The following is a 23,062-nucleotide window of genomic DNA, read 5'->3' as shown; positions in this document are numbered from 1 at the left end:
CCTTTTATTTTCTCAAACCCACATACTGGTACTGAGGCACTTCCCGTCCCTCAGTGACCATGGCTTCCATTTCACTAAATACCTCTATGGCGTTTTCGACGGTGAAATCACGTCCGGCCAGACCATAAATGTAATTGACTGCTTCAATATGCACTCTTTCCATGAAGAGGGCCGAACCAACTTCCACTCCCAGCGGTCCGCCGCCCCCCCGATAGCTTTCACTTCTGTCCATGACAGCAACCGCTTTGACGTTTTTGAGGGCCTGAGCGATCTCTTTTCCTGGAAAAGGACGGAATACCCTCAGCTTTAGGATACCCACTTTTTTACCTGTTTTTCTAAGCTCATCAACTGCATCTTTGGCCGTTCCTGCCGCAGAGCCGATAATCAGCATGGCATATTCAGCGTCTTCCAGGTGGTATTCCTCGAAATATCCGTATTTCCTTCCGGTCAGGGCCGCAAATTCTCTGGCTACATCCAAAATAACGCTGCGGGAATTTTCCATGGCAATTTCCTGGTTCTTTTTCGCTTCCATTCCATATCCGGTTACGGCATACGGTCCCACAGCCATTGGTTTCCCTGGGTTTAGAAGAAAGTCCTCCGGTTCATATTCCCCGACAAAAGCCTTCACCTTTTCGTCCTCAAGAAGCTCTATGTTCTCCACGGCATGACTGGTAATGAATCCATCCTGGCAAATCATGACAGGAAGCAGCACCTCTTTGTTTTCAGCAATGCGGTAAGCCTGGATAAAGTTATCATATGCTTCCTGATTGTTTTCTGCATAAATCTGGATCCATCCAGAATCCCGGGCACCCATGCTGTCTGAGTGGTCGCAATTGATATTGATGGGTCCTGACAGTGTCCTGTTCACCAGGGCAAGGGCAATGGGAAGACGGTTGGATGCTGCAATATGCAGCACTTCCCACATCAGGGCCAAACCGCAGGAAGAAGTTGCCGTCAGGGTCCTTGCTCCGGCAGCGCTGGCTCCGACAGCCGCACTCATAGCCGAATGCTCGCTTTCCACGGCTATGAATTCCGTGTCTATTTCCCCATTGGCAACATATCCCGAGACCATCTGGGGAATCTCCGTGGAAGGTGTTATTGGGAACGCAGGCATCACGTCGGGATTAATCTGCTTTATTGCGTAAGATACGGCTTCATTTCCGGACATTCTTTCCTTAATAGACATGATTATTGTCCCTCCTTCATTTCAATTGCTCCGAAGGGACAAACACTGGCACAGATGCCGCACCCTTTACAGTAATCCATTTCAAAATTTCCCCTTTTTCCATCAGCAACAGGAATGCTGCTGTCCGGACAGACAGGGGCACACAGCAGGCACTGTTTGCATTTTTCCCAATTCATTATCGGTCTGGATGTCCTCCATTCGCCTGTATGAAACTTTTTGGATGTTCCGCCGGCATATATCTTAAGCCCCTCTGTCAATTCCGCATAGGGGCTTGTTTCCGTAATTTTTGTAACGTCAGTTCTCACTTTTATGCAACCTCCTGTTGTTTCCGGGTAACTTCTTCTAATGCCATTTTCAATGCCATCATGTTGCCTTCAACCACTTCCGGTTTGCTTGCAAATTTATGCTGGAATGAAGCCTGCATTTCATCCAGGAATTCTTCCGTATCCATCACTCCGCTGACAGCAACCGCGGTGGCAAGCATCGGGGAATTCGGATAATATTTTCCCAGTGCGGCTATGGATATTTTTCTGGCATCGATTGTGTAAACGCCGCCTTTATATCCTTTTAGCAGGGGAAGTATCTCTTCTTTTGACCGGGAGGTATTTATGATAATCGCACCGTCAGCCTTTAAACCGGAGGTGACATCCACGGATTCCAGCAGCGTGTCATCCACTACAACTACAAAGTCTGGCGTGTAAATATGGGAATGAACCCGGATTTTGTGATCGCTGACCCTGTTGAATGCAGTTATGGGCGCACCCATTCTTTCCGGACCATATTCCGGGAATCCCTGTACCTGTTTTCCAGTTTTGAAGGCAACGTCCGCCAGCAGCAGCGCTGCTGTCTTTGCTCCCTGACCGCCTCGTCCATGCCATCTCATTTCTATTGTTCTGCTATTCATCACGATACCCTCCTTATAAAGCAAATTTTCTAATCATTTTATCACTCCCTTTATCAAAGTAAAGTGAAACATTTGAAAGCGGCTCACTTTTAAGGTGAGCCGCTTTCACTTAATGTGTTTTCTATTAATTTTCAAATCTGCTCAGAAAGGCTCTGGTCCTTTCATTTCTGGGATTATTGATTACTTCATCGGGAGTTCCCTCTTCCTCGATTACCCCTTTATCCAGAAAAATTATATAATCCGAAACATCCCTGGCAAAGCTCATTTCGTGGGTGACGATCACCATTGTCATTTTTTCTGCAGCAAGATCTTTTATTACTTTCAGTATTTCTCCGGTAAGTTCCGGATCCAGGGCCGAGGTCGGTTCGTCAAAAAACAGTACAGCCGGGTTCAGGGCGAGAGCTCTGGCAATAGAGACCCTCTGCTGCTGTCCTCCGGAAAGCTGGAATGGATAGGCGTTTTCCTTGTCGGGAAGCCCCATTTTCTCCAACAGCTTCCTTCCTATTTCCATTGCCTCCTCTTTGTCCTTTTTCTGGACGTTTATCAGAGGATCCGTAATATTTTTGATCACGGAATAATGCGGGAAGAGGTTGAAATTCTGAAAGACCAGACCGAAATAATTTTTGATCTTTTTGAGCTCCCTCGGAGGCGCATAAACGCATTTCCCTTTGTCATCCGTATAGGCCGCTTTCTCACCCATGTATATAATTTCCCCGGAATCGATGGTTTCCAGCATGGTCGCGCACCGGAGCAGGGTGGATTTTCCTGAGCCGGAGGAGCCGATGATGGAAAGGACCTGCCCTTCTTTTACCGAAAGGGACACATCCTTCAGGACGCTGACGCCATCAAAAGATTTTTTTATATGATTCATTTCCAATAAATTCATTCTTTCCCCTCCCTATCGGTAGTAAGCGGCCTTCTTCTCTGCCTTCTCCATTAAAATTGCCACAACAAAGTTGAATACATAATAGAATACACCCGCTATAACGAAGGGCATGAAGGTCGTCTGGGCAGCGGAAATCTGTTTGGCCATGCTGAACAGCTCCATATGGGCCAGGGCAAACGCCAGGGACGTGTCCTTGACCAGGGTAATGACTTCATTGGTGACCGAAGGCAATATCCTCTTGATGACCTGAGGCAGAATAATTCTGCCGAAGGTCTGGATTTTATTGTATCCAAGAAGCCGGGCTGCCTCATACTGTCCCACAGGCATGGATTCGATTCCCGATCGGTATATTTCTGCATAATAAGCCGCATAATTGATAGAGAATCCGATAATGATTGCCAGGAACCTTTTTCCTCCGATGTTGGCTCCCCACAAATAATAGGGTCCAAAATATACAACCAGCAGCTGAAGCATCAGGGGAGTTCCGCGCATGATGGATATATAGACTTTCACTATATTCCTTATCAGGCTGTTCTTTGACATCCTCCCAAAACAGATAAGCAGCCCAAGAGGCAGGGAGAAAATCAGTGTAAAGAAAAATATTTTAACAGACTCCAGCATTCCCGTGCTAAGCTGAAGCAGCATGGTCGTAAAATCCATACTTAATCCTCCACTCACTAATTATGAGCGCACCGTGTCAGTACGCTCATAATGTATATTTTTATTCAGCTTCCAGAATGATATAATCCGTCAGTCCGTATTTTTCAGCCAGTGTGGCATAGGTTCCGTTTGCCACCAGTTGCATCAGGCTTTCTTCCACCTGGTCTTTCAGTTCCGTATTGCCAAGTTTGAATCCGATTCCATACTGCTCCGCTGCAAGAATTTCATCTATGATTACATAGCCCTCGCCTCTGGATGAAATCTGATATTGTGCAACTCCGATGTCCATTGCGATGGCATCGATGGCACCTGCCTGAAGTTCCGTAAAGGCTGTATTGTAATCTCCATATTCGGTCAGGGAAGCGAATGTATCTTTCACTGCGGACTGATCTCCATTAAGCACATTCAGTGCAGCGGATGCGGACTGTACGCCCACGTTTTTCCCTTTGAGGTCTGCGAGAGTGCTGATTCCGGAGTCTTTTGCTGTAACGATTACCTGGCTGTTGTCAATGTATGGCACTGACCAGGTATAATCGTCCTCACGTCCGTTGATGGTAAATCCGTTCCAGATGCAGTCGATTGCGCCGGAATCCAGTTCCATATCTTTGGATGCCCAGTCGATCGGGGTCTTTACCAATTCCCATCCGCGAAGGTCACATACCGCCTGTGCCATTTCCAGGTCGAATCCGGTATATTCTCCTTTGTCGTCCATGTATCCGTATGGCGGATATTCTGCATCAAACCCTACGACGAGCTGGGTCCTCTCTGCCGCTGCAGTGGTGGTCGTCTCAGCTTGCTGTGTACCGGAACCGCACGCCGTTAATCCAAAAGCCAACGCTAAAGTAAGCGTGATAGCAAATATTTTCTTTTTCATAAAATTCCTCCGTTTTAATTTGAGTTTAACATCAACATGTTATCACAATGCCGAGGCAAAGTAAATAAAATCCTTGCAGGATTCAGTGTAATTTGCTATTATCACAGTTAAAAACAGAGGGAGAAAATATCGTGAAACATACGCTGAAAACAGCCTTTTTCAAAACAGTACCTGTGCTTTTCGGCTACTTGTTTCTAGGAATTGCATTTGGGATTCTGTTGGATGATGCAGGCTATAATTTTCTCTGGTCACTGGGAATCAGCATTTTTGTCTATGCCGGTTCCATGCAGTTTGTGTTAATCAGTTTTCTTGGCGGCAGCATGGGAATGGCTGCGGTTGCCCTTATGACCCTGTCGGTAAACAGCCGCCATATTTTTTATGGACTTTCCTTCCTGAAAAAATTCAAGCGATTTCGAAAAATCCCATTCCTATATATGATTTTTTCACTCACCGATGAAACCTATTCCCTCCTCTGCTCCCTGGATCAGAAAGAGACTCGGGAATCCGACCGGCTGTTCTTCCTCATTTCTCTTCTTGACCACTCCTACTGGGTAGCCGGCTCCCTCCTTGGGAGTCTGATCGGCAATCTGATTACCTTCAATACCGAAGGCATCGATTTTGCCATGACCGCACTCTTTGTAGTAATCTTTGTGGAACAGTGGCTGAAAGCTAAGTCCCGTCTACCGGCCATTACCGGGGGAGTGTTCGCCATCCTGTGCCTGCTCATCTTTGGTCCGGACAAGTTCATCCTGCCGTCACTGCTCGCATCCGTTTCCTGCCTGATGTTCATGAAAACCGTCATCGAGAAGCAGGAAGCATTAAAGGAGGCCTCCTAGTATGGAACATAACATCCAACCCTTACTGTACGTCATTCTTGTTGCCGTGATAACATTTTTGACCCGTGCATTCCCTTTCGCGCTTTTCGGAGGAAAAAGAAAGGTCCCCTCGCCTGTGCTTTATCTGGGAAGGATTCTGCCGCCGGCAGTGATGTGCATCCTGGTCATATACTGTCTTCGGAATGTGAATTTTTCATCCGTTTCCAGCTTTCTTCCCCAAATAATAAGTGTTGTGATCGTTGCGCTCCTGCATCTTTGGAAACGGAACAATCTGCTTAGCATAGGTGTTGGAACCATAGTCTATATGATATTGATTCAATTTGTTTTTATTTAGGTTGCCAGAAAATGATTGTCCCGCAGTTCCTCTTCGATGGTATCCAGCATTTCTTCGGATTTTGCCACAACAGTGTGATAATGTATGTCCTGGGTGAGCTTCTTCAACGGAGAGGACTTTTCATTCTCGAAATTTTCCAGGAAACGTTTAACATCCATGCGGTTCGAAAGACAGAGTGCTGTCCGGATTTCTCCGTAAACATCATGGCGGACGAACACATCCAGAATTATTCCCCCTGCATCCACGATGCAGTTCAGCTCATTTTCTATCTGGTCATCCGCATGCCGTACTTTGAATATACGCTTGAACTCTTTTTCCGTCCTGTTCGCAAGATATCCCTGACTTGTTGAAATTATATCCTTGTTATCTTGTCGGAGCATCTCGATATCCTGGACAACGATCTGTCTGCTGACGCCCAGCATCCCCGCCAGTTTCGTCCCGGATACCGGCTCGCAGCTTTTCCTTATGATTCGGAGGATTTCTTCTCTTCTTTTATCTTTATTCATATTGATACCCCAAATTATATTTCCCTCAGATTTTTCAGGGAGAGATCCAAAATTCCAGCCGAATGGGTAACTGCTCCCGACGAAATATAATCCACCCCTGCTTCGGCGATTCCGGCCGCATTTTCCATGGTGACATTTCCGGAGCACTCGGTAGTGGCCCGGCCAGCAATCCTTTTCACTGCTGCTTTCATAGTGGATACATCCATGTTATCCAGCATTATTATATCCGCACCAGCCTCCAGGGCTTCCTCCACCATCTCCAGGGTCTCGGCCTCTACCTCAATCTTTCTGACAAAGGGTGCGTATTCCCTGGCAAGCTCCACAGCTTTTTTGACACCGCCCGCCCCGCTGATGTGGTTGTCTTTAATCAGAATCCCGTCCGAAAGATTGTATCTGTGATTTAAAGCTCCTCCCATCCGGACTGCATAGGTTTCAAATATCCGCATGTTTGGCGTTGTCTTACGTGTATTTAAAAGTCTTGTATTTGATCCCTTCAAAAGATCTGCCATTTTTTTGGTATAAGTGGCTATTCCGCTCATTCTCTGCAGATAATTCAAAGCCGTCCTTTCTCCCGTAAGGATTGCCCTGAGGTTGCCTCTAATTGTTCCAATCAGATCTCCTTTGTGGATTTCGTCCCCATCTTTGAAGCGTGTTTCAAATTCTGCTGTCTCATCCAGAAGGACGAATACCCTTCCAAAGATATCCAGTCCCGCCACAATCCCGTCCTGCTTGCAAAGGAGCTGGGCCTCGCCCTTCCTGTCCACAGGTATTACGGCATTTGTTGTGATATCTTCATTGGTGACGTCCTCCCGGAGGGCCTGCATCAGAAGATTATCCACATTTAGCTTCATTGTTATAATGTCGTTCATGTTCCTTTTCACTCCTCTCCACTTCATTCAGGACATTCTCGGCATATTCCTTTTTAAGCTTTGCAAGGTCCGTGTATCCGTTCTTATTTAATTCAGGCTCATTTTCCGGTGTTTTCCGAAAATTTTCCGTTATATGCTTTGCTGCCCGCTCAGCGAATACGAGGCTTTCCAGAAGAGAATTGCTGGCAAGCCGGTTGGCTCCGTGGACTCCGGTACAGCTGGTTTCCCCGATGGCGTACAGACCATCCATAGAAGTCAGTCCGTTCATATCTGTCTGGATCCCACCCATGAAATAATGCTGAGCAGGCGTCACCGGTATGCTTTCTTCTGTTATGTCATACCCTTCCTCCAGGCAGTGTCTGTATATGTTCGGAAACCTTTTTTTGATTTTTTCCGGACTCAGATGCCTCAAAGTAAGCCATACAAATCCCGTCCCATCTTTTTTCATCTGGTTATAGATCTCTTTTGTCAGCAGATCCCTTGGCAGAAGTTCATCTGTAAATCTCTTGCCTGCCTTATTCAGCAGATACGCCCCTTCTCCTCTTACGGATTCGGAAATCAGGAATCTTCTTCCCGGTTTCTTTGAATACAAGGCCGTCGGGTGGATCTGAACACGATGCATATCCTTCACCTTAATATCGTGTTTCAATGCGATCGCCACGGCGTCTCCGGTGATATGGGGATAATTGGTGGAGTTCTTGTACAGTCCCCCGATTCCGCCGCTTGCCAGTATGACACAGCTTCCGGAAATGTTTTCCAGATCTCCTTTTTCGTTGCTGACAACGATGCCCTTGCATTTGTTTCCGTCCCGCAGAATATCGATCATGGTCGTATGTTCCCGAATCTGAATATTCTCCCGTTCACGCACTCTGGCAATCAGCTTCCCGGTAATTTCCATGCCGGTCACATCCTCATGATACAGGATTCTGGGAATAGAATGTGCCCCTTCCCTGGTGTAGGAAAGCCTGCCATTCCTTTTTTCGAATTCGACCCCATATTCCATCAGATCCCTGATGATCTCCTGGGAAGATCGGATCATGATTTCAACAGCCTCCCTGTCATTTTCATAATGTCCGGCCTTCATAGTGTCTTCAAAATAGCTGTCATAATCGGTTGAGTTCCTCAGCACGCATATGCCGCCCTGAGCCAGATAGGAATCGCTCTTCTCTGCTTCTTCTTTCGTGATAATGAGGACTTTTTTATCGCTGGGTATTTTCAGGGCACAGAAAAGTCCGGCTGCCCCGGTTCCTACGATGATGATATCGGTCATATTATCCCCCTCATTCTGCCAGTTCCAACATCCTGGCCAGTGCTACGTTTGCCTTCTCACGAATACTCTCAACCACCTCGACCTGCCCACTGCAATTCTCCAGAGCATCAGCCATTTTTTCCAGCGTGATTTTCTTCATGTTCGGGCAGAATTGCCTGTGACCCACCGAATAGAATTTTTTATCCGGGTTTCTTTTCCTGAGTTCATAAAGAATTCCCATCTCCGTACAGATGATGAATTCACGTGCATCGCTGGCTGTTGCATACTCAATGATACCCGCCGTGCTCCCAATATAATCCGCCAGTTCCAGAACATCCATCTTGCATTCCGGATGCACAAGCACCTTGGCCTGTTGGAAAATCTCCTTGGCTTTCTCTACGTTTTCTCTGGTGATGCTCGTATGCACATGGCAGAAACCGTCATTGAAAATAAAATTCTTTTCCGGGAGCTGGCTTGCCACATACCTTCCCAGGTTTTCATCCGGAATAAAATAAATGTTCTTCTGTGGAAGATTTCTGACAATCTTCAATGCATTGGAGGAAGTCACACACACGTCCGAATATGCTTTCGTCTCAGCCGTTGAGTTGACATAGCAGACAACTGCCAGGTCATCGTATACCTTCCTTACCTCCTGGATTTTTTCCATGTCTGCCATGTGGGCCATAGGACAGTCCGCATACACGTCCGGCATCAGCACCATCTTTTCGGGACTGAGGATTTTGGCACTTTCCCCCATAAAATACACTCCGCAGAACAGAATCGTCTTCTGGGGAACCGTCGTTGCTATCTTGGCAAGCGCGTAGGAATCCCCCACAAAATCGGCTATTTCCTGCACTTCATCATTTACATAATAATGCGCCAGGATAACTGCATCCTTTTCTTTCTTTAACGCATTGATTTTATCTGTCAAACTAACCATTACCTGTTTCTCCTTTCAAAATCGCAAACCTGCATTTCTGTGCAAGAAGTATAACACATATCTTTACAGCTGACAAGACAGGTGTAAAGATATGTGCAAAAAAAAATACAGAACCAGCATGTCTGTATTTTTCAGCATTACACTATAGTGAAAACATATTCCAAAACTCCCAATGCACCGGCTCCCAGCATGATCCAAATAATATTGATTCTGCGAAACCGCATGGCCGCAAAGGCCGCAACGGTAATTGCCAGCGCCCCCACATCCAGGGTCTTCATGGAAATCGTTTCTCCGTGCCATACCGCTATGTTGATTATTGCCAGACCAGCTGTGGCAATCAGTGCCACTACCACTGGCCGGATTCCCTTGAAAGCACCTTGAATAATCCTGACATTGCCGTATCTGCGATACAGCCGTGCCAATATCAATACAATAATCAGGGAAGGCAGAACACAGCCGATTGTTGCTACAATTCCTCCCAGCAATCCTGCTGCCTTCAGCCCCGCAAAAGTGGCCGCGTTGATTCCAATGGGTCCCGGGGTCATCTGGGAAATGGCCACGAGGTCCGCGAATTCCCTCATGGTTATCCATCCGCTGTTTTTTACAACCATCTCCTGTATGAGAGGAATCATGGCATAGCCCCCGCCGATACTGAAAAGGCCTATCTGGAAAAACACTATTAACAGCTTAATATATATCAATTCATTAATCTCCCGAATTATTTATTCCTATACAGAACTGACGCAAGAGCTCCGGATATTCCAAAAAGCAGAATCAGCAGAATCAGATTGGCCTTGAGAAAAAAGGCCAATATAAAAGACACAACCAAAATCAGGTCTGACACGATTTCTTTTTTCCTGAACACATTTACAATCATCGTTATAGTCACATCCAGGATAATCGCCGCCACCCCTGCCTGCAGGCCCTTGAGCAGGTACCTTGCCAGGATGTTTTCCTGGAAGGTTTTATACACAATGGATAAAATGGAAATAGTTATCAGAGGAGGCAGAACGGTTCCAAGGGTGCTGATCAGAGCACCCGGCATTCCCGCCAGCCTGTACCCTACCAGGATGGATGTGTTTACGGCCATTACCCCCGGAGCCGACTGGCCGATGGCCACAAAATCCAGCATTTCCCGTTCTTCAATCCATTCCAGCTCCTCGACAAACTTCTTCTTCATAAGCGGGACAATCACATATCCGCCCCCAAAGGTAAACGCACTCAGATAAAAGGTGGTTTTAAACAGGGTCAGATAAAACCGGACATCAATTTTCAAAGCAGTGTCTCCTCCCGGTGTGTAATCAGCATGATCTTATCTCTATACTCCTGGGCACATTCCATTTCCCTGAAAGCTGCCAGGGATTTATAATTATTCCAGAAATGCATGGGAATGGCCAGTTCGGTATATGTATTTCTCATAAAATAGTCGAATCCCCAGGAATATCTCTCCTGGAGCCTAGGATCAAGAGGCAGGAAGGCTACATCAAACCGTTCTCCTTTTATTTTATCCATCTCATGAAGAAAAGCTTTTTTCATATTATCATTGAATTCTTCACCCTCCGAATTCCAGGACCACCAATGGAGGTCGCCGCCGTGATAAATAGACAGTCCTTCCATCCGGATTATGAACGCCACTCCCAGGTCCGTGGACTGCAAAGTCCTTATACCCATGTTCTCCAGCTGCAGCAGCTCGTCCGGCCCCATATACAGTATTTTCCCTTCTGTGGCGAGGGGCAGGCTATGAACATCCACCTGTTCCCTTATATCGTCAGACAGAATAAAATAAACATTTTCATATATGTCAGCCAGCCTGAAAATCTTTTTGTTGAAATGATCCATATGCCCGTGGCTGGAAAAAACGCAGATTGTTTTCTTCCTGTCAAACTTTGGAAGCTTTCCGTTAAAATAATCAAAAATTAATACTGTCTTCTCTATTTCCAGTGTGAAACAGCTATGCCGCACGTAGGTTATCTTCATTCAGCTCACCTCTCTTTTTTCCTAAACCAATAATAGAACAATTTCGCGGGTATTTCAAGGCTGTGTAACTTAATCACGGAAATTATACACATTCAGCGTATACTTATGATATAATAATTAAAAATAAAAAAGTGCAGGAGGACATGATATATGAAACCAGTAGTAGTAACAACCAGCAGCTTTAAAAGTGAAGTTCTTGAGTCAAGCGTACCCGTATTAGTAGATTTCTGGGCAGCATGGTGCGGACCCTGTAAAATGATCGGTCCTATTTTAGACGAAATAGCTGTTCAGTATTCCAACATCAAAATCGCCAAAGTAAATGTAGACGAAGAACCAGAGCTGGCAAGACAATTCAAGGTAATGAGCATCCCGACCCTTATTGCATTCAAAGATGGTAAGGCAGTTTCAACTGCCGTCGGTGTCAGACCAAAAGCAGAATTGGAAAAAATGTTAGGACTTTAATTCTTATCCATCAAAAAAGAGAAGCGCATGCTTCTCTTTTTTGATGGATTTCCAGGATTTCTAATATCTCTTGTCGTAGTCCTGATCCTCTATCAGATCCCTGTATTTTTCTTCTTCTGTCATGACCTTTTTTGCATAAGAACATACAGGGATGATTTTTTTACGTTCGTCCCTTGCGTAGCAGGCAACCTTATCCACCAGCTGTTTTCCAACTCCTTTGCCTCTCAGAGAGCGGTCCACGTAGGTATGGTTGACTACCAGACAGTTTTTTTCCGGAATAAAGCATATCTCCGCAGTCATTTCGTTCTTGTCATCTTCCATGTAGAATTTGTTTGTTCCTTTTTTTATCTCATTCATTCTTGCACTGACCATCCTTTCTCAATCGGCGATTTCAGCCGCATGTTTTTTTGTCTGCTTTAAACGTGCAGCTTGTATTCATATATATGATTACATTTTACGTTAAATCAAAACCCTTGTCCATTTTATTTTAACGTCATCCGGAGGTTACATTTATCCCTTTCATGCTGACGGCTGCCGGTCCCTCAAAATCATTCTCTGCCTGTATTTCCCTTGACAAATACATATGGCCATGAACTCTGCCTATATTTCCGGTAACGCTTCCGCCGGTTACCGGAATCGTATCTTTACCGTCAAAATATTCCGCCAGGCGGATTTCCCCTCCGAAATCTCCCGTAATGGCATCCATAGAAAAATCAGAGAAGGTCAGAATTTCCAGATAGGGCTCCCTCTTCATCTCCTCAATACTTCGAGTTCCGCCCTTCACCCGGATGTTTTTTATCACACCGGTAGGTTCAACCTTTAAATAATGGGCATATCGGATATCCGCAGCATATCTTTTCAATACGCCTTCCTCCACGATATTTACCGGGCGTAAAGGAAAGCCATCCTCATCGAATCCAGATGAGCGGGTCGATGCAGACATTCCAGGATCAAGACTGATATTCACCGCATCCCCCAAAATCTCTCCCTGGATATTATCTCCGGGTTTCCAGTCCGATTCTCCGTTGTAAACTGCCGCCGCATTACTTTTGGCACAATAATATTCAAAAAAAGATTGTACGGCTTCTCCCGTCAGCAGGATGTTTCCGGAATCCAACGCGAAAAGCTTCTCGGCTTTTGCTTTTTTCTGGCACTCTTCCTGCTTTTTTGCAGCGGCTCTGGCCACATCTCCTTTGGAATAGTCGGAAAACTGCAGACATTTATAAAGTTCTGTTTCTTCCTTCTCCTCTTTCCAGACGGTTATGAACTCTATCATACAGTCGGCTGTTTCCTCCTGTACATCCACTCCCAGCGAGTTGACTATGCGCCTGAAATGTTTATTCAGGAAAATCTCGCTGGAATTGATTCCGCCTTTTTCATGGATATCATTTTCATACAGCTCCGTGACCAGACTTTCCATATGTACCGTAAGACTTCCCTCCGCAAATCTGCTTTTCCCGGGAGGCATGTACTCTCCAGGCTGCGCCAAATGATAAAATGGATTTTTAACAAATCCTGCCGCAAAAAGGGCGTCCGTTACGACTTTACGTATTTCTTCCTCTGTCATAGTCGGGTGAATATCCGTATTGCAGCTTCCTCTGTAAAGGATGCCTTCTTCTTCGAAATCTTTATAGACGACGACCTTGAAATGCCTGACGTTTTTTGCCCTGTCCATATCGACGTTTTTCTTAACCAAAAACAGCTCCCTGGATTCTGTCCTGTACTCCGTTATTTTATAGGCATCTGCCTTTTCTTCCGAAAGAATTTTTCTTATTATCCCCAGCATTATCCCAGCCTCACTTTCGCTTTAATATAGGGACCTCCATTGGATGTCTTGACAAATTCCTTATACCCCTTTCCGCAGTAGCCTGCCCCCTCCATTTCTACCTTGTCAGAAATCATGGAGATGGACTTTAAAAGGTCCGGGACAAAACCAGTCATTACAACCGGAGAAATCAACTCCCCTGTTAGTTTCCCGTCTCTGATTTCCCGTCCTAAAAGAGCAATGCACTGGATTCCCCAATCCTTGGGATCCTCCATTCCGCTGTACATGCCTTCCAGAAGATACCCGCACTTTATGGACGCGATCATATCTTCCACTCTGCTCTCACCGGCTTCGAAGCAGGTGTTGGTCATTCTGGCATAGGCCTTTCTCTCATAGGATTCCCGTTTTCCGTTTCCGGTCGGGTTCGTTCCCAGCTTTCCGGCGCTCAGAATATCGGAAATACCGGCCTTCAAAATCCCTTTCTCGATAATGACCGTATCGGTGCCCATTACCCCTTCATCATCGAACAGGTAAGAGGATACCTGCTTTGCGGCAGTCGCACCATCGTGCATGGTAATCAGTTCTGAAGCGACCTGTTTCCCTAAGTAATCCGCCCCTTTGGATCTTTCCCTTACAAACATATCCATTTCCACGCCGTGGCCGAAAGCCTCATGGGCGATAAGCCCCGTGATGTCGGGTGCACAGATAACATCGTATTCGCCGGGATTAAAAGGCTTTGCATCCAGAAGATTGACGCTCTCCTGAACCGTTTCCCGGTATTTATCCCGGATCTCATCCATTACCTCATATCCCTTCATTCCCGATGCCGATTTGTAATAGTATTTTATCTTTCCATTACGTGCGGCCAGAGATAGCAGACGTGCTTCACCCAGCATATAAGACTGCTCCAGTTCTTTTTTGCCGGACAGGAACAGTTTGGATACATGGCTGGAACTATAGGATGCACTGAAATTCACTACAAGCTCCGATTCGGCCAGTCCCTTGTCCCGTATATCCGTGAGATCCGCTAGGATGGCCTTCTGTCCCAGCTCTTCCGGGTTGACTTCCATTTCCCCCTGAAAGTTTTCTGCCACCTCATCTTCAACGATAATGTCATAAATATTCCGTTTGAGATTCCCCGCACGGCCCAGGCTGCTGTGTACAGCAGCCATTATATCGCCAAGATTCTCCTCCTTGATTTCGTTGAAGGAATATTCGGAGTAGTTTATGCCGTTATGTATCCTTACAACAAAACCTCTTTCCCCGAAATCATAATCCTTTATTATGGTTCCCGTCCTGGATACCCTGTAGCTCCTGCCTTTCGTGTCGGTTCCCAGCACAGAAACATATCCGTAGTCCTTTGAGAGTTCTTCAACCAGTTTCCTGATAAGGGGTTTGCATTTCCCTAAATATCCGGAGTATTCAACCTTCATGCGCTTCTCTTCCTTTACTTTTTTCTTTTCAAAATTCAACAATCCCATCTATGACGGGATTGTCGGATTCGATATTTAGTTCCGGCTGAACGCCGCAATACATTCACTTACGAGTTTCTTGAAATTCGGAGCAGCGATGTTTGCCGCTTCCTGTACCTCCTTATGGGACAACGGGGCCTTGGAAATGCCTGCTGCCAGATTGGAAACACAGGAAATACAGCAGACCTTCATTCCCATATGATTCCCGGCAATCGCCTCCACAGCCGTGCTCATTCCTACAGCGTCCGCTCCCAGGGCTCCCAGCATCTTTATCTCTGCCGGGGATTCATAGGAAGGGCCGGTCAGCTGAACATAAATGCCTTCCCTGATTCCTATGCCCAGTTTTTCTGCTGATGCCTGGATAATGTTTCTCATCTCTTTATTATATATATCGCTCATATCCGGGAACCTTGTGCCCAGCTCCTCTATGTTCTCACCCAACAGGGGATTTGGAACGAAGCAGGAAATATGATCCGTGACAATCATAAGCTCTCCCGGATTAAATTCCGGATTGATTCCACCGGAGGCATTGGTAAGAAACAGCACCTTTGCCCCTAAAAGCTTCATAAGCCTGATTGGAAGCACCACATCTGAAATAGGGTAGCCTTCATAATAATGGACCCGGCCTTTCATACATACCACTGGTACATCGTTTACATGTCCGAAAATGAATTTTCCTTCGTGGCCTAAAACCGTTGATACCGGAAAGCCTTCGATATCATGGTAATCTATTTCACATTCAACCTGAATCGAGTCTGCATAATCCCCCAGTCCGGATCCGAGGATCAGAGCTGTTTCCGGAACAAAGTCCGTAATTTTTCTGACACTTTCGTAACAAGATACAAGTTTTTCGTATATTTTATTCATTTTATCCTCCTTTGGTATCCTTAATCCAAAAGGCACTGCCTTCCGGCAATGCCTTTCAATTTTCGGGATTATTAAGCTTTTGAAAATTCTTCTTTAGCGGCTCCGCAAGTTGGGCATACCCAGTCCACGGGGACATTTTCAAAAGAAGTTCCAGCCGGCACTCCGTTGTCAGGGTCTCCAACTGCCGGATCATATTCATAACCGCAAACGCCGCATACATACTTATCCATACCATAACCTCCTGAATTGTAGTTTATTTATCGTTAATTAAATAATATCAAAATTTATGCTTCAAGTAAAGTGTAAGGGTTAAAGTCCGCTTAAAAAACGTCCGAACCGGATCAGACGGTTCATCATGGTCGGTTTGATGAGAATTGCATTCACCGGACAGACATGCAGGCAGTAATAACAGCTGATGCATTTTTCCTGATCCAGTTTCACTTTGTCCCCTTCTGTGGCTATGGCCCCCACCGGACAGGCATGAACACATTTCTTGCAACCAGTGCATTTCTCCTGATTTATCTCAAGATCCACATAGGTATGTTTAATGAGCGCGGAATTTTTGTTTATCGGCTTTTCCAAATTGGCTTTTACCGGCTTCTTAAACAGCACCTTCTTGGGCTCGCCAAGAACCTCAATATCATCAAAACTCTTTATCATGCCCCTTTTCAAAGCCTGCACAAGTATCGGGGATTCTTCGTTTTTGTAGTCGATCATTTCTGTCGCAACCACGTCCAGGGCCGCGGCATTGGTGGAGGCCAGTATCCTGCAGGTATCAACCAGTTTGCCCAGAGAGCTCGGACCTCCGTCCAGGCTGTCAATAGCATCCATGATAGACAACGCCGGTTTGACGATTTCATTGATGTCCAAAAAAACATCAGCGAGCTCCAATTCATTCCGGCTCCAAGTGTGTATTTTCTGCTTATATCCGCCCGGCAGACAGCCGAACATGTTCTTCACGGCTCCGGAAAGACGAAGGGATCCATGTGATTTCAACTTGCATACATTAATAACCATATCGGCTTTCAAAAGGATTTCAGGCAAATACAGTTCCTTCATCCAGGTGAGTCCCGTGTCGACCTTTACAAGAGGTTCCTCCTCAAAGGCTATGCACTTTGCACCATATTTTTCGGCCACCTTATCTATCTCCGATGTTTTAAAAGCTTTGCGGGTCATTCCCTTCTGATAAAAGGAAATGGATTCTCCTATAATAATAGTGCAGCCATGTTCTTGCAAAATTCTGCACAAACCTTCGATAAGGGAAAAATGCGTAATGGTACCCTGTCTTGGAGTGTTTTGTGACATGATATTCGGTTTAATCAGGACCGTACTGTTCCTTGGTATGGTAAAATCAAGTCTGTAGACAGCCTCTGCAACCGCGCTGCATACCTCTTCTGTGATATACGAATTACATTCAACTACTGATACCTTTTCCATGTCTGCCCCTTTGCTTTTCCTCATAGGTGTCTTCCATGACTCCCGATGATAATTTTAAACTCTCATCCACACCACCGGTTCTGTATCATGCCGGCGTATCGCGTTGCCATCAAGTATTGTATCACAATCCTCTTGATATCAACAACTAAAACGTATATTTTCCGACAATTTATTTTCTATTTCTGGCTGCCCAATTTCTGCCTGCTTTGACCAGCTCATACCACAATACGGCTGCACAGGAGACGCATGCCGTAAGGAGCAGCTGCCCGGCAGATAAGGGTGCTAATTTCAGAAATCCGTTCAGTGGCGTATAAATCATAATTAAAAGTCCTGCTATCGTGCCGATAATGACTGCCCACATCACTCTGTCCCTGCACTGTCTTTTGAAGGATTGGAAGGCAAACTCTGTGTTCGAACTATTTACCTGCACAAGCAGAATGTTTGAAATCAAAATGATGCTCAATCCCATTGTCCTCGCAAGGGGTGCATTGCCTGGATATTGCCTGATGAAATAGTAGTACACGGCGAATGATGCTCCAAATATCGCCATTCCCTGCATTACACTCTTGAGCAGCATTGCTGGCGTCAAAAGTTTTTCCTTTGGATTTCGCGGCGGTCTTTGCATAATGTCACTTTCCGCCGGCTGGCGCTCCATTACAATGGAACAGGTCGGGTCTATCACGAGCTCGAGTAATACCACATGCAGCGGCAGCAGCAGCAGACTCGCAGGACTTATCCCCATCATGGGCGCCAGCAGGGAAGCAAACGCTATAGGTATATGGATAGCAAAAACATATCCTACTGCTTTTTTAATGTTGTCGTAAATCCTTCTTCCATCTTTTATGGTGCCAACAATTGTTGAAAAGTTGTCATCCAGCAGTATCAGATCTGCTGCTTCCCTCGAAACCTCAGAACCGCGTTTTCCCATCGCTATACCTATGTCTGCATATTTTAAGGCGGGAGCATCATTGACTCCGTCCCCGGTCATTGCGACAACTTCTCCGTTATCCTTGAAGGCTTTGACTATCCGCATTTTATGCTCAGGAAGAACACGAGAAAAGACGTTCACTTCCTTCACTCTTTCCCGGAGTTCTTCATCATTCATCGTGTTAAGTTCATCGCCGGTAATTATCTTGTCGCTGTTTTTCATGTTGATTTGTCTTGCTATGGAGCTTGCAGTAATTCCATTGTCACCTGTAATCATCACAACCCGGACACCTGCCTCTGAGCATATCCTGATGTCTTCCTTCACCGATTCTCTTGGCGGATCAGCAAGTCCGATCATGCCTAAAAGTTCAAGACTGCATTCCGGGAGCGTCTCAGGAATATCGTTTTCATTTCGAATCCCCATCTGCCCTACAGCTATGACCCGAAGGCCTTGTCTGGACATTTCATAAAGCTTTTCTTCCGCTTTTTTTCTTTCCTCAGGAGATATGCAGCATATAGAAAGGATGTGTTCAGGAGATCCTTTTGCAGCGACCAGAATTTCGTTCCCAGTCTTCCATACATTGCCCATCATTTTTGTTGCATCCGTAAAAGCATATTCTTTTAAAAGCTGTCCTCCGAAGAGCGTCTCCTTCGAAATGCCATTTTCCTCACAATAAGCTAACATGGCCTTTTCCATTGGGTCATATGCATCGGATTTACATCCCATCCCCATTATCTTTATCAGATGCTTTGTATCACCAGAAATGCTGCTGGTTTCCCTGACAGCCATTTTATTAAGCGTTATTGTTCCTGTCTTATCCACGCATAGAACCGAAACTGCGCCCAGAGTTTCCACCGAAGGCAGTCTTCTGACAAGGGACTGTTTTTTTGCCAGCCTCCAGGCTCCCATAGACAAAAACACGGTCAATATGACCGGAAACTCCTCGGGAATCATGGCCATGGCAAGTGTAATTCCTGACAGGATGCTTTCAATAATCCTGCTTTTAAACATATGATCCGGGATATTGAAAAATGTAATAACGCCCACCAATGCAAACAAAACAGCAGCAATTCCTCCGCTGAATCTCACCAGTTTTCCCGTCTGTTTTTGGAGCGGGGTTTCCCCGGCCGGCGCGATGGCAATATTTTTGCCAATCTTCCCATACTCACTGGACATTCCTATTTTATCTACCTGCACAGTCCCGGTGCCTTGTGTGACAAGCGTTCCCGCGTAACAATAATCACGCCGCCAATATTCAGCTGCTTCATCAGTATTTTTGTCCCGGGTAACCTTCCAGACTCCCTGTGACTCCCCCGTAAGCGACGATTCATCCACGCATAATGTGCTGGCTCTTAAAACAAATCCGTCGGCAGGAATTTTGACTCCCTCCGCAATGTACATAATATCTCCAGGGACCAGGTCTGAACTGTCGATTGTCTTTTCCTCTCCATCACGAAGGACTCTGATTCGGGGAGCCGACAAATCCCTCAGTGCCTTTAATGTCCGGTCCGTTTTCCATTCCTGGATTGTTTCAATGCCGATAATCCCTACAACGAATACGAACATAATGGCTCCGTCTCTGGGTTCCCCTAAGATGAAATAGATTGCAGCCGCGATGATCAGCAGTAAGAACATCGGCTCGGATACAACTTTAAGGATTTTATGGAGGATATTCTCTTTCTTTTCTGTTGCCAGCTCATTCTTGCCATACTGTTGCTGAAGACTGGCCGCCTCTGAAGTTGTCAGTCCCTTCAGTCCACTTGTCTGTTGTTCTGTCATACTGGTTTTCTCCCATTCCATTCACTTTTAATGATTTCACTATGGCATTGCATTATCCATCTATGTCCAAAAAATAGGTATAAAAAAACCCGTGGAACATATTACTGTCCCACAGGTTTTATGCACCTGCTGCCTTGTCGGCCCAGCCCCACGAACTTATACAAAAGTTCATCGCCTGCTCAGTTTGTACTGTAGATTTATATGCAGTGCAACTAGATGCGTAAATGTTACCATTTCGATTGCTGTTTTGTCAAGTAAATCAGATCTTGAACAGTCTCCCTTTTGGTTTCCATAATTATTCTGATGTTTTTTTTCAGCGTTGAAAATTTTTCTTTCCGGTCTTCCCTGGTAACTTCAATTGGTTCGTTAAGATGAATTGTTATTTCATTGAACGGCAAGGGAATCTTAAAATCATCCCACCTTTTCTTCAGCTCAATTTTTCTTCTCACATCTATTGTTATGGGGAGCAGCTTTCTTTTTGTCAGAGCCGCCGTGGCAATTGCAAAGTCTTTCGGCACATGATATGGGCCAAGCGGCCCGTCAGCCGATATGGCAATGTTAGAAACATCTCCTTCTGCGATAGTTTTTCCAATTTTGAATATATATTGTCCTCCATCGGATGCATCGGGCACCTTTATCGTCTTGTAGCCAAAATAGCTGCATATGTCTGAGATGTAGTCTCCTCTTCTATCTTTTGTTGTAATAATGTACATGTCGGATCCTCTCAGTGCGGGGTAAAGGCAGTAACTGTCGCCATGCCAAAATAGAGCTACCACCCTTTCCTCTGAATTTTTTTTGAAAATGTCTTTATTCCCACATATCCTTACATTACTTGTATTATATACGAATTCAATATACTTTTTCATAACCGTAACCGCGGTTTTTTCAAATATATCATTAAACATTTTCGTTCTCCCTGGTCTCATTTTCATGTACACTTATCAGTTTTTTATAAAACATAGAAACATTCTCTGCCATTTTGTCCAGCGTAAATTCCTTTGAGTATTTGAATGCATTCATGCTCATTTTTTCAAGAATTTCTCTATTTTCGATCAGGTACATTACCTTTTCTGCCCATTCCGTTATATCAGGGGATGTCTTATAGCCATTGAACCCATTTCTGACCATATCATCCGTTCCGCTTGACCGTACACAGACAACGGGACATTTTCCTGACATTGCTTCCAGAAGCACCATTCCCTGGGTTTCAGACTGGGAACTGAAGACGAATAAATCCGATGCCAGATAATATCGCGGTATTTCATTCTGATTGACCGTTCCAATCAAAAGAACGTAATCCTTTAACGAATATTCATCTATAAGACTCTGTAAATCTCCACGATCCGGCCCGTCTCCGATAATAATGCACTTAAACTTTAAGGGAGTGTTTTCTTTTATATATTTCAATCCGTTTATAAGAAACCTGATATTCTTTTCAGAGGACAGCCTTGATACAGAACATAGAAGCATTTCACCATTTGGCGCATATGTTTTTTTTATGCTTTTTATTGTGCATTCGTCTATGTTTTCATAATATTCAGAATCCACACCCGTCGGCATCACAAGTTTCTCCCTGCTTACACCAATATTTTCCAGGTATTCTTTGGCCGATTCGGTAGGTGCTATGATGCCATCACATTTTTGGGCAAATTTTTTGATCATGCCATGTGAAAGTATATTTTTAAATGTCAATTTAAAAATAGGCATGTTCTGCGCATACATCTCCAGACGCGTATGGTATGTCAGAATTACTGGAATATTTTTTTTGATTCCTAATTTCAGGCCTTTTTTACCCATCCAAAATGGATGGTGGACATGAATGACATCAAAATCATATTTGTCGAATTCTTTACTGATTTGTTTCGAATAAATATTCGCAATTGCAAAGCTGAATTTGTCCGTTTTTTTATAGCGAAGAAGCTTACAGCGAACAACATCATCGTTGCTGTCATCTGCACCGGGGTAATAGGGGGCAAATATAACCACCCTGTTTCCTTTTTTACGCAATGCTGTGGCAAGTCTGTTGACAGAGACAGGCACACCTCCGACAAAAGGCAGATAGTTATTTGTAAACATAGCAATGTTTAATTTTCTGTTCAAATCAATGCTTTTATGAGTACGGTTGAAATCCCTGTAGTAATTCACGTCTTTTGAAACTTTTCTGTACATAATCAAAAAGATAAGCCAGACTGCAAAAATCCCCAGCGATAAATTCACAAATTGTGCATAGAAAACAGAATGAATATAAATCCAAATACCCTCTATCATTTTTATGAAGGGATTTTTGGAAACAGTGAGAATATCAACAGGTTTTACGACTGCTCCACCCGGTGTGACATCCACCTTCAGATAATGATAATCACCTGTTGCCGAAGCATTCAGCATCAGTCCGCCGGCTCCGCCACTGGAATAATACGTTACACCCTTCTCGATATTTTCCTCGAATGCATTTCCATTCGTAAACACACCAGTCACTTTATGCTCTGAAAATTTATCGACAAGAAATGTTCTAAAGTCTTTATTTTTTATTGCATCCTGTTTCAAAGGAGATTTGTCCATAATCACGAAAATATGACTGTAATCATCTGCTTTTATCAATTCATCAGATAGCCAGGATTCCTGCAGATCAAACGCGGTCGTCCCGGTTGTATCAATGAAAATAAAATAACTGCCTCCATAAACAAAGGAAAAGTAATAGGGTCCGAAATGTTTATAAAACAGCCTTGCTCCTCCATCCGATATTTCGGAATTCCCTATACCGATGACGGATGGCACGTTAAGTCCTTTTAAGGCAGTATTCAATATCCTGTATTTATCTTCGGAACCGTCAAGCACCGCATCACCGGTCGAAATATTAAAGGCAATATCCTTGTGCGAATTGATATTTTGTATGATTTCATTTTGAAATACATCTATTGAATTCTCAATCGATCCCTCTACTGCAAAAGAAAATACACCTGCCTCTTCACCGCTGTTTATCATTTTAATATTTTCATAATTTCTGTTTTTAAAATCCGATTCATGAAATGACAGATATACTTTATAGGATATGATGATGATAAGAATTACCGATGCACTGTATATCAGATTTTTCAACATATTTCTGCTCAATGTCCATACCTCTTCCACAT

General features: G+C 44.7%; 25 protein-coding genes and 1 riboswitch. Of the genes, 3 read left to right on the top strand and 22 right to left on the bottom strand.

What is annotated here, in order from left to right; translation table 11 throughout:
• Positions 1 to 4: 4 nt before the first annotated feature.
• The 6 genes from porA to BUA79_RS03355 form a co-directional block, all read right to left on the bottom strand.
• Positions 5 to 1,186, bottom strand: coding sequence for a pyruvate ferredoxin oxidoreductase (gene porA / locus BUA79_RS03380; protein WP_073992946.1), 1,182 nt, complete (start codon positions 1,184 to 1,186; stop codon positions 5 to 7).
• Between the two features lie 2 nt (positions 1,187 to 1,188).
• Entirely contained in the window at positions 1,189 to 1,491 is a 303-nt protein-coding gene (locus tag BUA79_RS03375; RefSeq protein WP_073992945.1) for a 4Fe-4S binding protein, read from the bottom strand.
• A 2-nt stretch (positions 1,492 to 1,493) separates the two neighbouring features.
• The gene (locus BUA79_RS03370; protein ID WP_073992944.1) at positions 1,494 to 2,090 is read right to left on the bottom strand and encodes a 2-oxoacid:acceptor oxidoreductase family protein; all 597 of its coding nucleotides are present in this window, start codon (positions 2,088 to 2,090) and stop codon (positions 1,494 to 1,496) included.
• A gap of 124 nt (positions 2,091 to 2,214) precedes the next feature.
• On the bottom strand, positions 2,215 to 2,976 hold the full coding sequence (locus BUA79_RS03365; RefSeq protein WP_073992943.1) for an amino acid ABC transporter ATP-binding protein: 762 nt from the start codon (positions 2,974 to 2,976) through the stop codon (positions 2,215 to 2,217).
• A 12-nt stretch (positions 2,977 to 2,988) separates the two neighbouring features.
• Positions 2,989 to 3,636 (bottom strand): amino acid ABC transporter permease, encoded by a 648-nt coding sequence (locus BUA79_RS03360; RefSeq protein WP_073992942.1) that lies wholly within the window; start codon positions 3,634 to 3,636, stop codon positions 2,989 to 2,991.
• Between the two features lie 61 nt (positions 3,637 to 3,697).
• The gene (locus BUA79_RS03355; protein ID WP_073992941.1) at positions 3,698 to 4,510 is read right to left on the bottom strand and encodes an amino acid ABC transporter substrate-binding protein; all 813 of its coding nucleotides are present in this window, start codon (positions 4,508 to 4,510) and stop codon (positions 3,698 to 3,700) included.
• Between the two features lie 131 nt (positions 4,511 to 4,641).
• Here BUA79_RS03355 and BUA79_RS03350 point away from each other — a divergent pair, with 131 nt between their 5' ends.
• Entirely contained in the window at positions 4,642 to 5,346 is a 705-nt protein-coding gene (locus BUA79_RS03350) for an AzlC family ABC transporter permease (protein ID WP_073992940.1), read from the top strand.
• 1 nt (position 5,347) lies between these two features.
• Positions 5,348 to 5,680 carry a branched-chain amino acid transporter permease gene (locus tag BUA79_RS12870; RefSeq protein ID WP_073992939.1) on the top strand — a complete coding sequence of 111 codons (333 nt, stop codon included), beginning with the start codon at positions 5,348 to 5,350 and terminating at the stop codon, positions 5,678 to 5,680.
• Here the strand turns inward: BUA79_RS12870 and BUA79_RS03340 are convergent.
• From BUA79_RS03340 to BUA79_RS03310, 7 genes are all read right to left on the bottom strand, one after another.
• On the bottom strand, positions 5,677 to 6,186 hold the full coding sequence (locus BUA79_RS03340; RefSeq protein ID WP_073992938.1) for a transcription repressor NadR: 510 nt from the start codon (positions 6,184 to 6,186) through the stop codon (positions 5,677 to 5,679). The two genes, BUA79_RS12870 and BUA79_RS03340, sit on opposite strands and share 4 nt — an antisense overlap.
• A gap of 14 nt (positions 6,187 to 6,200) precedes the next feature.
• Entirely contained in the window at positions 6,201 to 7,055 is an 855-nt protein-coding gene (gene nadC, locus BUA79_RS03335; RefSeq protein WP_073992937.1) for a carboxylating nicotinate-nucleotide diphosphorylase, read from the bottom strand.
• Positions 7,018 to 8,325, bottom strand: a complete 1,308-nt coding sequence (locus tag BUA79_RS03330; protein WP_073992936.1) for an L-aspartate oxidase — start codon at positions 8,323 to 8,325, stop codon at positions 7,018 to 7,020. The genes nadC and BUA79_RS03330 overlap by 38 nt, the downstream gene beginning before the upstream one ends.
• 10 nt (positions 8,326 to 8,335) lie before the next feature.
• Positions 8,336 to 9,244, bottom strand: a complete 909-nt coding sequence (gene nadA / locus BUA79_RS03325) for a quinolinate synthase NadA (RefSeq protein ID WP_073992935.1) — start codon at positions 9,242 to 9,244, stop codon at positions 8,336 to 8,338.
• A 137-nt stretch (positions 9,245 to 9,381) separates the two neighbouring features.
• Positions 9,382 to 9,945 (bottom strand): chromate transporter, encoded by a 564-nt coding sequence (locus BUA79_RS03320; RefSeq protein ID WP_073992934.1) that lies wholly within the window; start codon positions 9,943 to 9,945, stop codon positions 9,382 to 9,384.
• Between the two features lie 17 nt (positions 9,946 to 9,962).
• Positions 9,963 to 10,520, bottom strand: a complete 558-nt coding sequence (locus BUA79_RS03315) for a chromate transporter (protein ID WP_073992933.1) — start codon at positions 10,518 to 10,520, stop codon at positions 9,963 to 9,965.
• Entirely contained in the window at positions 10,517 to 11,221 is a 705-nt protein-coding gene (locus tag BUA79_RS03310) for an MBL fold metallo-hydrolase (RefSeq protein ID WP_073992932.1), read from the bottom strand. The genes BUA79_RS03315 and BUA79_RS03310 overlap by 4 nt, the downstream gene beginning before the upstream one ends.
• A 150-nt stretch (positions 11,222 to 11,371) precedes the next feature.
• Between BUA79_RS03310 and trxA the strand changes: the two genes are divergently transcribed.
• A complete protein-coding gene (gene trxA / locus BUA79_RS03305; RefSeq protein ID WP_073992931.1) occupies positions 11,372 to 11,683 on the top strand; it encodes a thioredoxin in 312 nt (103 codons plus the stop codon).
• Positions 11,684 to 11,743: 60 nt separating this feature from the next.
• Here the strand turns inward: trxA and BUA79_RS03300 are convergent, their stop codons facing one another.
• From BUA79_RS03300 to BUA79_RS03260, 9 genes are all read right to left on the bottom strand, one after another.
• A complete protein-coding gene (locus BUA79_RS03300; RefSeq protein WP_073992973.1) occupies positions 11,744 to 12,040 on the bottom strand; it encodes a GNAT family N-acetyltransferase in 297 nt (98 codons plus the stop codon).
• A gap of 136 nt (positions 12,041 to 12,176) precedes the next feature.
• Complete coding sequence (locus BUA79_RS03295; protein WP_073992930.1) at positions 12,177 to 13,469, bottom strand: metallopeptidase TldD-related protein; 1,293 nt, start codon at positions 13,467 to 13,469, stop codon at positions 12,177 to 12,179.
• A complete protein-coding gene (locus tag BUA79_RS03290; RefSeq protein ID WP_330389169.1) occupies positions 13,469 to 14,929 on the bottom strand; it encodes a TldD/PmbA family protein in 1,461 nt (486 codons plus the stop codon). Before BUA79_RS03290 ends, BUA79_RS03295 begins: the two co-directional genes overlap by 1 nt.
• Positions 14,930 to 14,956: 27 nt before the next feature.
• Positions 14,957 to 15,787: a purine-nucleoside phosphorylase gene (locus BUA79_RS03285; protein WP_073992928.1), complete on the bottom strand. Its 831-nt coding sequence runs from the start codon at positions 15,785 to 15,787 to the stop codon at positions 14,957 to 14,959.
• A gap of 71 nt (positions 15,788 to 15,858) precedes the next feature.
• Positions 15,859 to 16,017 (bottom strand): rubredoxin, encoded by a 159-nt coding sequence (rd, locus tag BUA79_RS03280; protein ID WP_073992927.1) that lies wholly within the window; start codon positions 16,015 to 16,017, stop codon positions 15,859 to 15,861.
• Between the two features lie 79 nt (positions 16,018 to 16,096).
• Entirely contained in the window at positions 16,097 to 17,248 is a 1,152-nt protein-coding gene (locus tag BUA79_RS03275) for a DUF362 domain-containing protein (RefSeq protein ID WP_073992926.1), read from the bottom strand.
• A 145-nt stretch (positions 17,249 to 17,393) separates the two neighbouring features.
• Entirely contained in the window at positions 17,394 to 19,931 is a 2,538-nt protein-coding gene (locus BUA79_RS03270) for a cation-translocating P-type ATPase (RefSeq protein WP_073992925.1), read from the bottom strand.
• Positions 19,932 to 20,033: 102 nt separating this feature from the next.
• Positions 20,034 to 20,124: riboswitch (NiCo riboswitch) on the bottom strand.
• A gap of 34 nt (positions 20,125 to 20,158) precedes the next feature.
• A complete protein-coding gene (locus tag BUA79_RS03265) occupies positions 20,159 to 20,836 on the bottom strand; it encodes a lysophospholipid acyltransferase family protein (protein ID WP_073992924.1) in 678 nt (225 codons plus the stop codon).
• Complete coding sequence (locus BUA79_RS03260; protein WP_094757276.1) at positions 20,829 to 23,042, bottom strand: glycosyltransferase; 2,214 nt, start codon at positions 23,040 to 23,042, stop codon at positions 20,829 to 20,831. Before BUA79_RS03260 ends, BUA79_RS03265 begins: the two co-directional genes overlap by 8 nt.
• Between the last annotated feature and the right edge of the window lie 20 nt (positions 23,043 to 23,062).

The organism is Parasporobacterium paucivorans DSM 15970, from assembly GCF_900141895.1.
Taxonomy (GTDB): Bacteria; Bacillota; Clostridia; order Lachnospirales; family Lachnospiraceae; genus Parasporobacterium; species Parasporobacterium paucivorans.
The sequence above is the reverse complement of the archived record's forward strand: the minus strand, read 5'-3'. Positions and strand labels throughout refer to the sequence as shown.

Coding starts and splice junctions, on each gene's coding strand:
- porA (WP_073992946.1), bottom strand. CDS start 1,186: ATGTCTATTAAGGAAAGAATGTCCGGAAATGAAGCCGTATCTTACGCA.
- BUA79_RS03370 (WP_073992944.1), bottom strand. CDS start 2,090: ATGAATAGCAGAACAATAGAAATGAGATGGCATGGACGAGGCGGTCAG.
- BUA79_RS03365 (WP_073992943.1), bottom strand. CDS start 2,976: ATGAATTTATTGGAAATGAATCATATAAAAAAATCTTTTGATGGCGTC.
- BUA79_RS03360 (WP_073992942.1), bottom strand. CDS start 3,636: ATGGATTTTACGACCATGCTGCTTCAGCTTAGCACGGGAATGCTGGAG.
- BUA79_RS03355 (WP_073992941.1), bottom strand. CDS start 4,510: ATGAAAAAGAAAATATTTGCTATCACGCTTACTTTAGCGTTGGCTTTT.
- BUA79_RS12870 (WP_073992939.1), top strand. CDS start 5,348: ATGGAACATAACATCCAACCCTTACTGTACGTCATTCTTGTTGCCGTG.
- BUA79_RS03340 (WP_073992938.1), bottom strand. CDS start 6,186: ATGAATAAAGATAAAAGAAGAGAAGAAATCCTCCGAATCATAAGGAAA.
- nadC (WP_073992937.1), bottom strand. CDS start 7,055: ATGAACGACATTATAACAATGAAGCTAAATGTGGATAATCTTCTGATG.
- BUA79_RS03330 (WP_073992936.1), bottom strand. CDS start 8,325: ATGACCGATATCATCATCGTAGGAACCGGGGCAGCCGGACTTTTCTGT.
- nadA (WP_073992935.1), bottom strand. CDS start 9,244: ATGGTTAGTTTGACAGATAAAATCAATGCGTTAAAGAAAGAAAAGGAT.
- BUA79_RS03310 (WP_073992932.1), bottom strand. CDS start 11,221: ATGAAGATAACCTACGTGCGGCATAGCTGTTTCACACTGGAAATAGAG.
- trxA (WP_073992931.1), top strand. CDS start 11,372: ATGAAACCAGTAGTAGTAACAACCAGCAGCTTTAAAAGTGAAGTTCTT.
- BUA79_RS03300 (WP_073992973.1), bottom strand. CDS start 12,040: ATGAATGAGATAAAAAAAGGAACAAACAAATTCTACATGGAAGATGAC.
- BUA79_RS03295 (WP_073992930.1), bottom strand. CDS start 13,469: ATGCTGGGGATAATAAGAAAAATTCTTTCGGAAGAAAAGGCAGATGCC.
- BUA79_RS03290 (WP_330389169.1), bottom strand. CDS start 14,929: ATGGGATTGTTGAATTTTGAAAAGAAAAAAGTAAAGGAAGAGAAGCGC.
- BUA79_RS03285 (WP_073992928.1), bottom strand. CDS start 15,787: ATGAATAAAATATACGAAAAACTTGTATCTTGTTACGAAAGTGTCAGA.
- rd (WP_073992927.1), bottom strand. CDS start 16,017: ATGGATAAGTATGTATGCGGCGTTTGCGGTTATGAATATGATCCGGCA.
- BUA79_RS03275 (WP_073992926.1), bottom strand. CDS start 17,248: ATGAGGAAAAGCAAAGGGGCAGACATGGAAAAGGTATCAGTAGTTGAA.
- BUA79_RS03270 (WP_073992925.1), bottom strand. CDS start 19,931: ATGACAGAACAACAGACAAGTGGACTGAAGGGACTGACAACTTCAGAG.
- BUA79_RS03265 (WP_073992924.1), bottom strand. CDS start 20,836: ATGTTTAATGATATATTTGAAAAAACCGCGGTTACGGTTATGAAAAAG.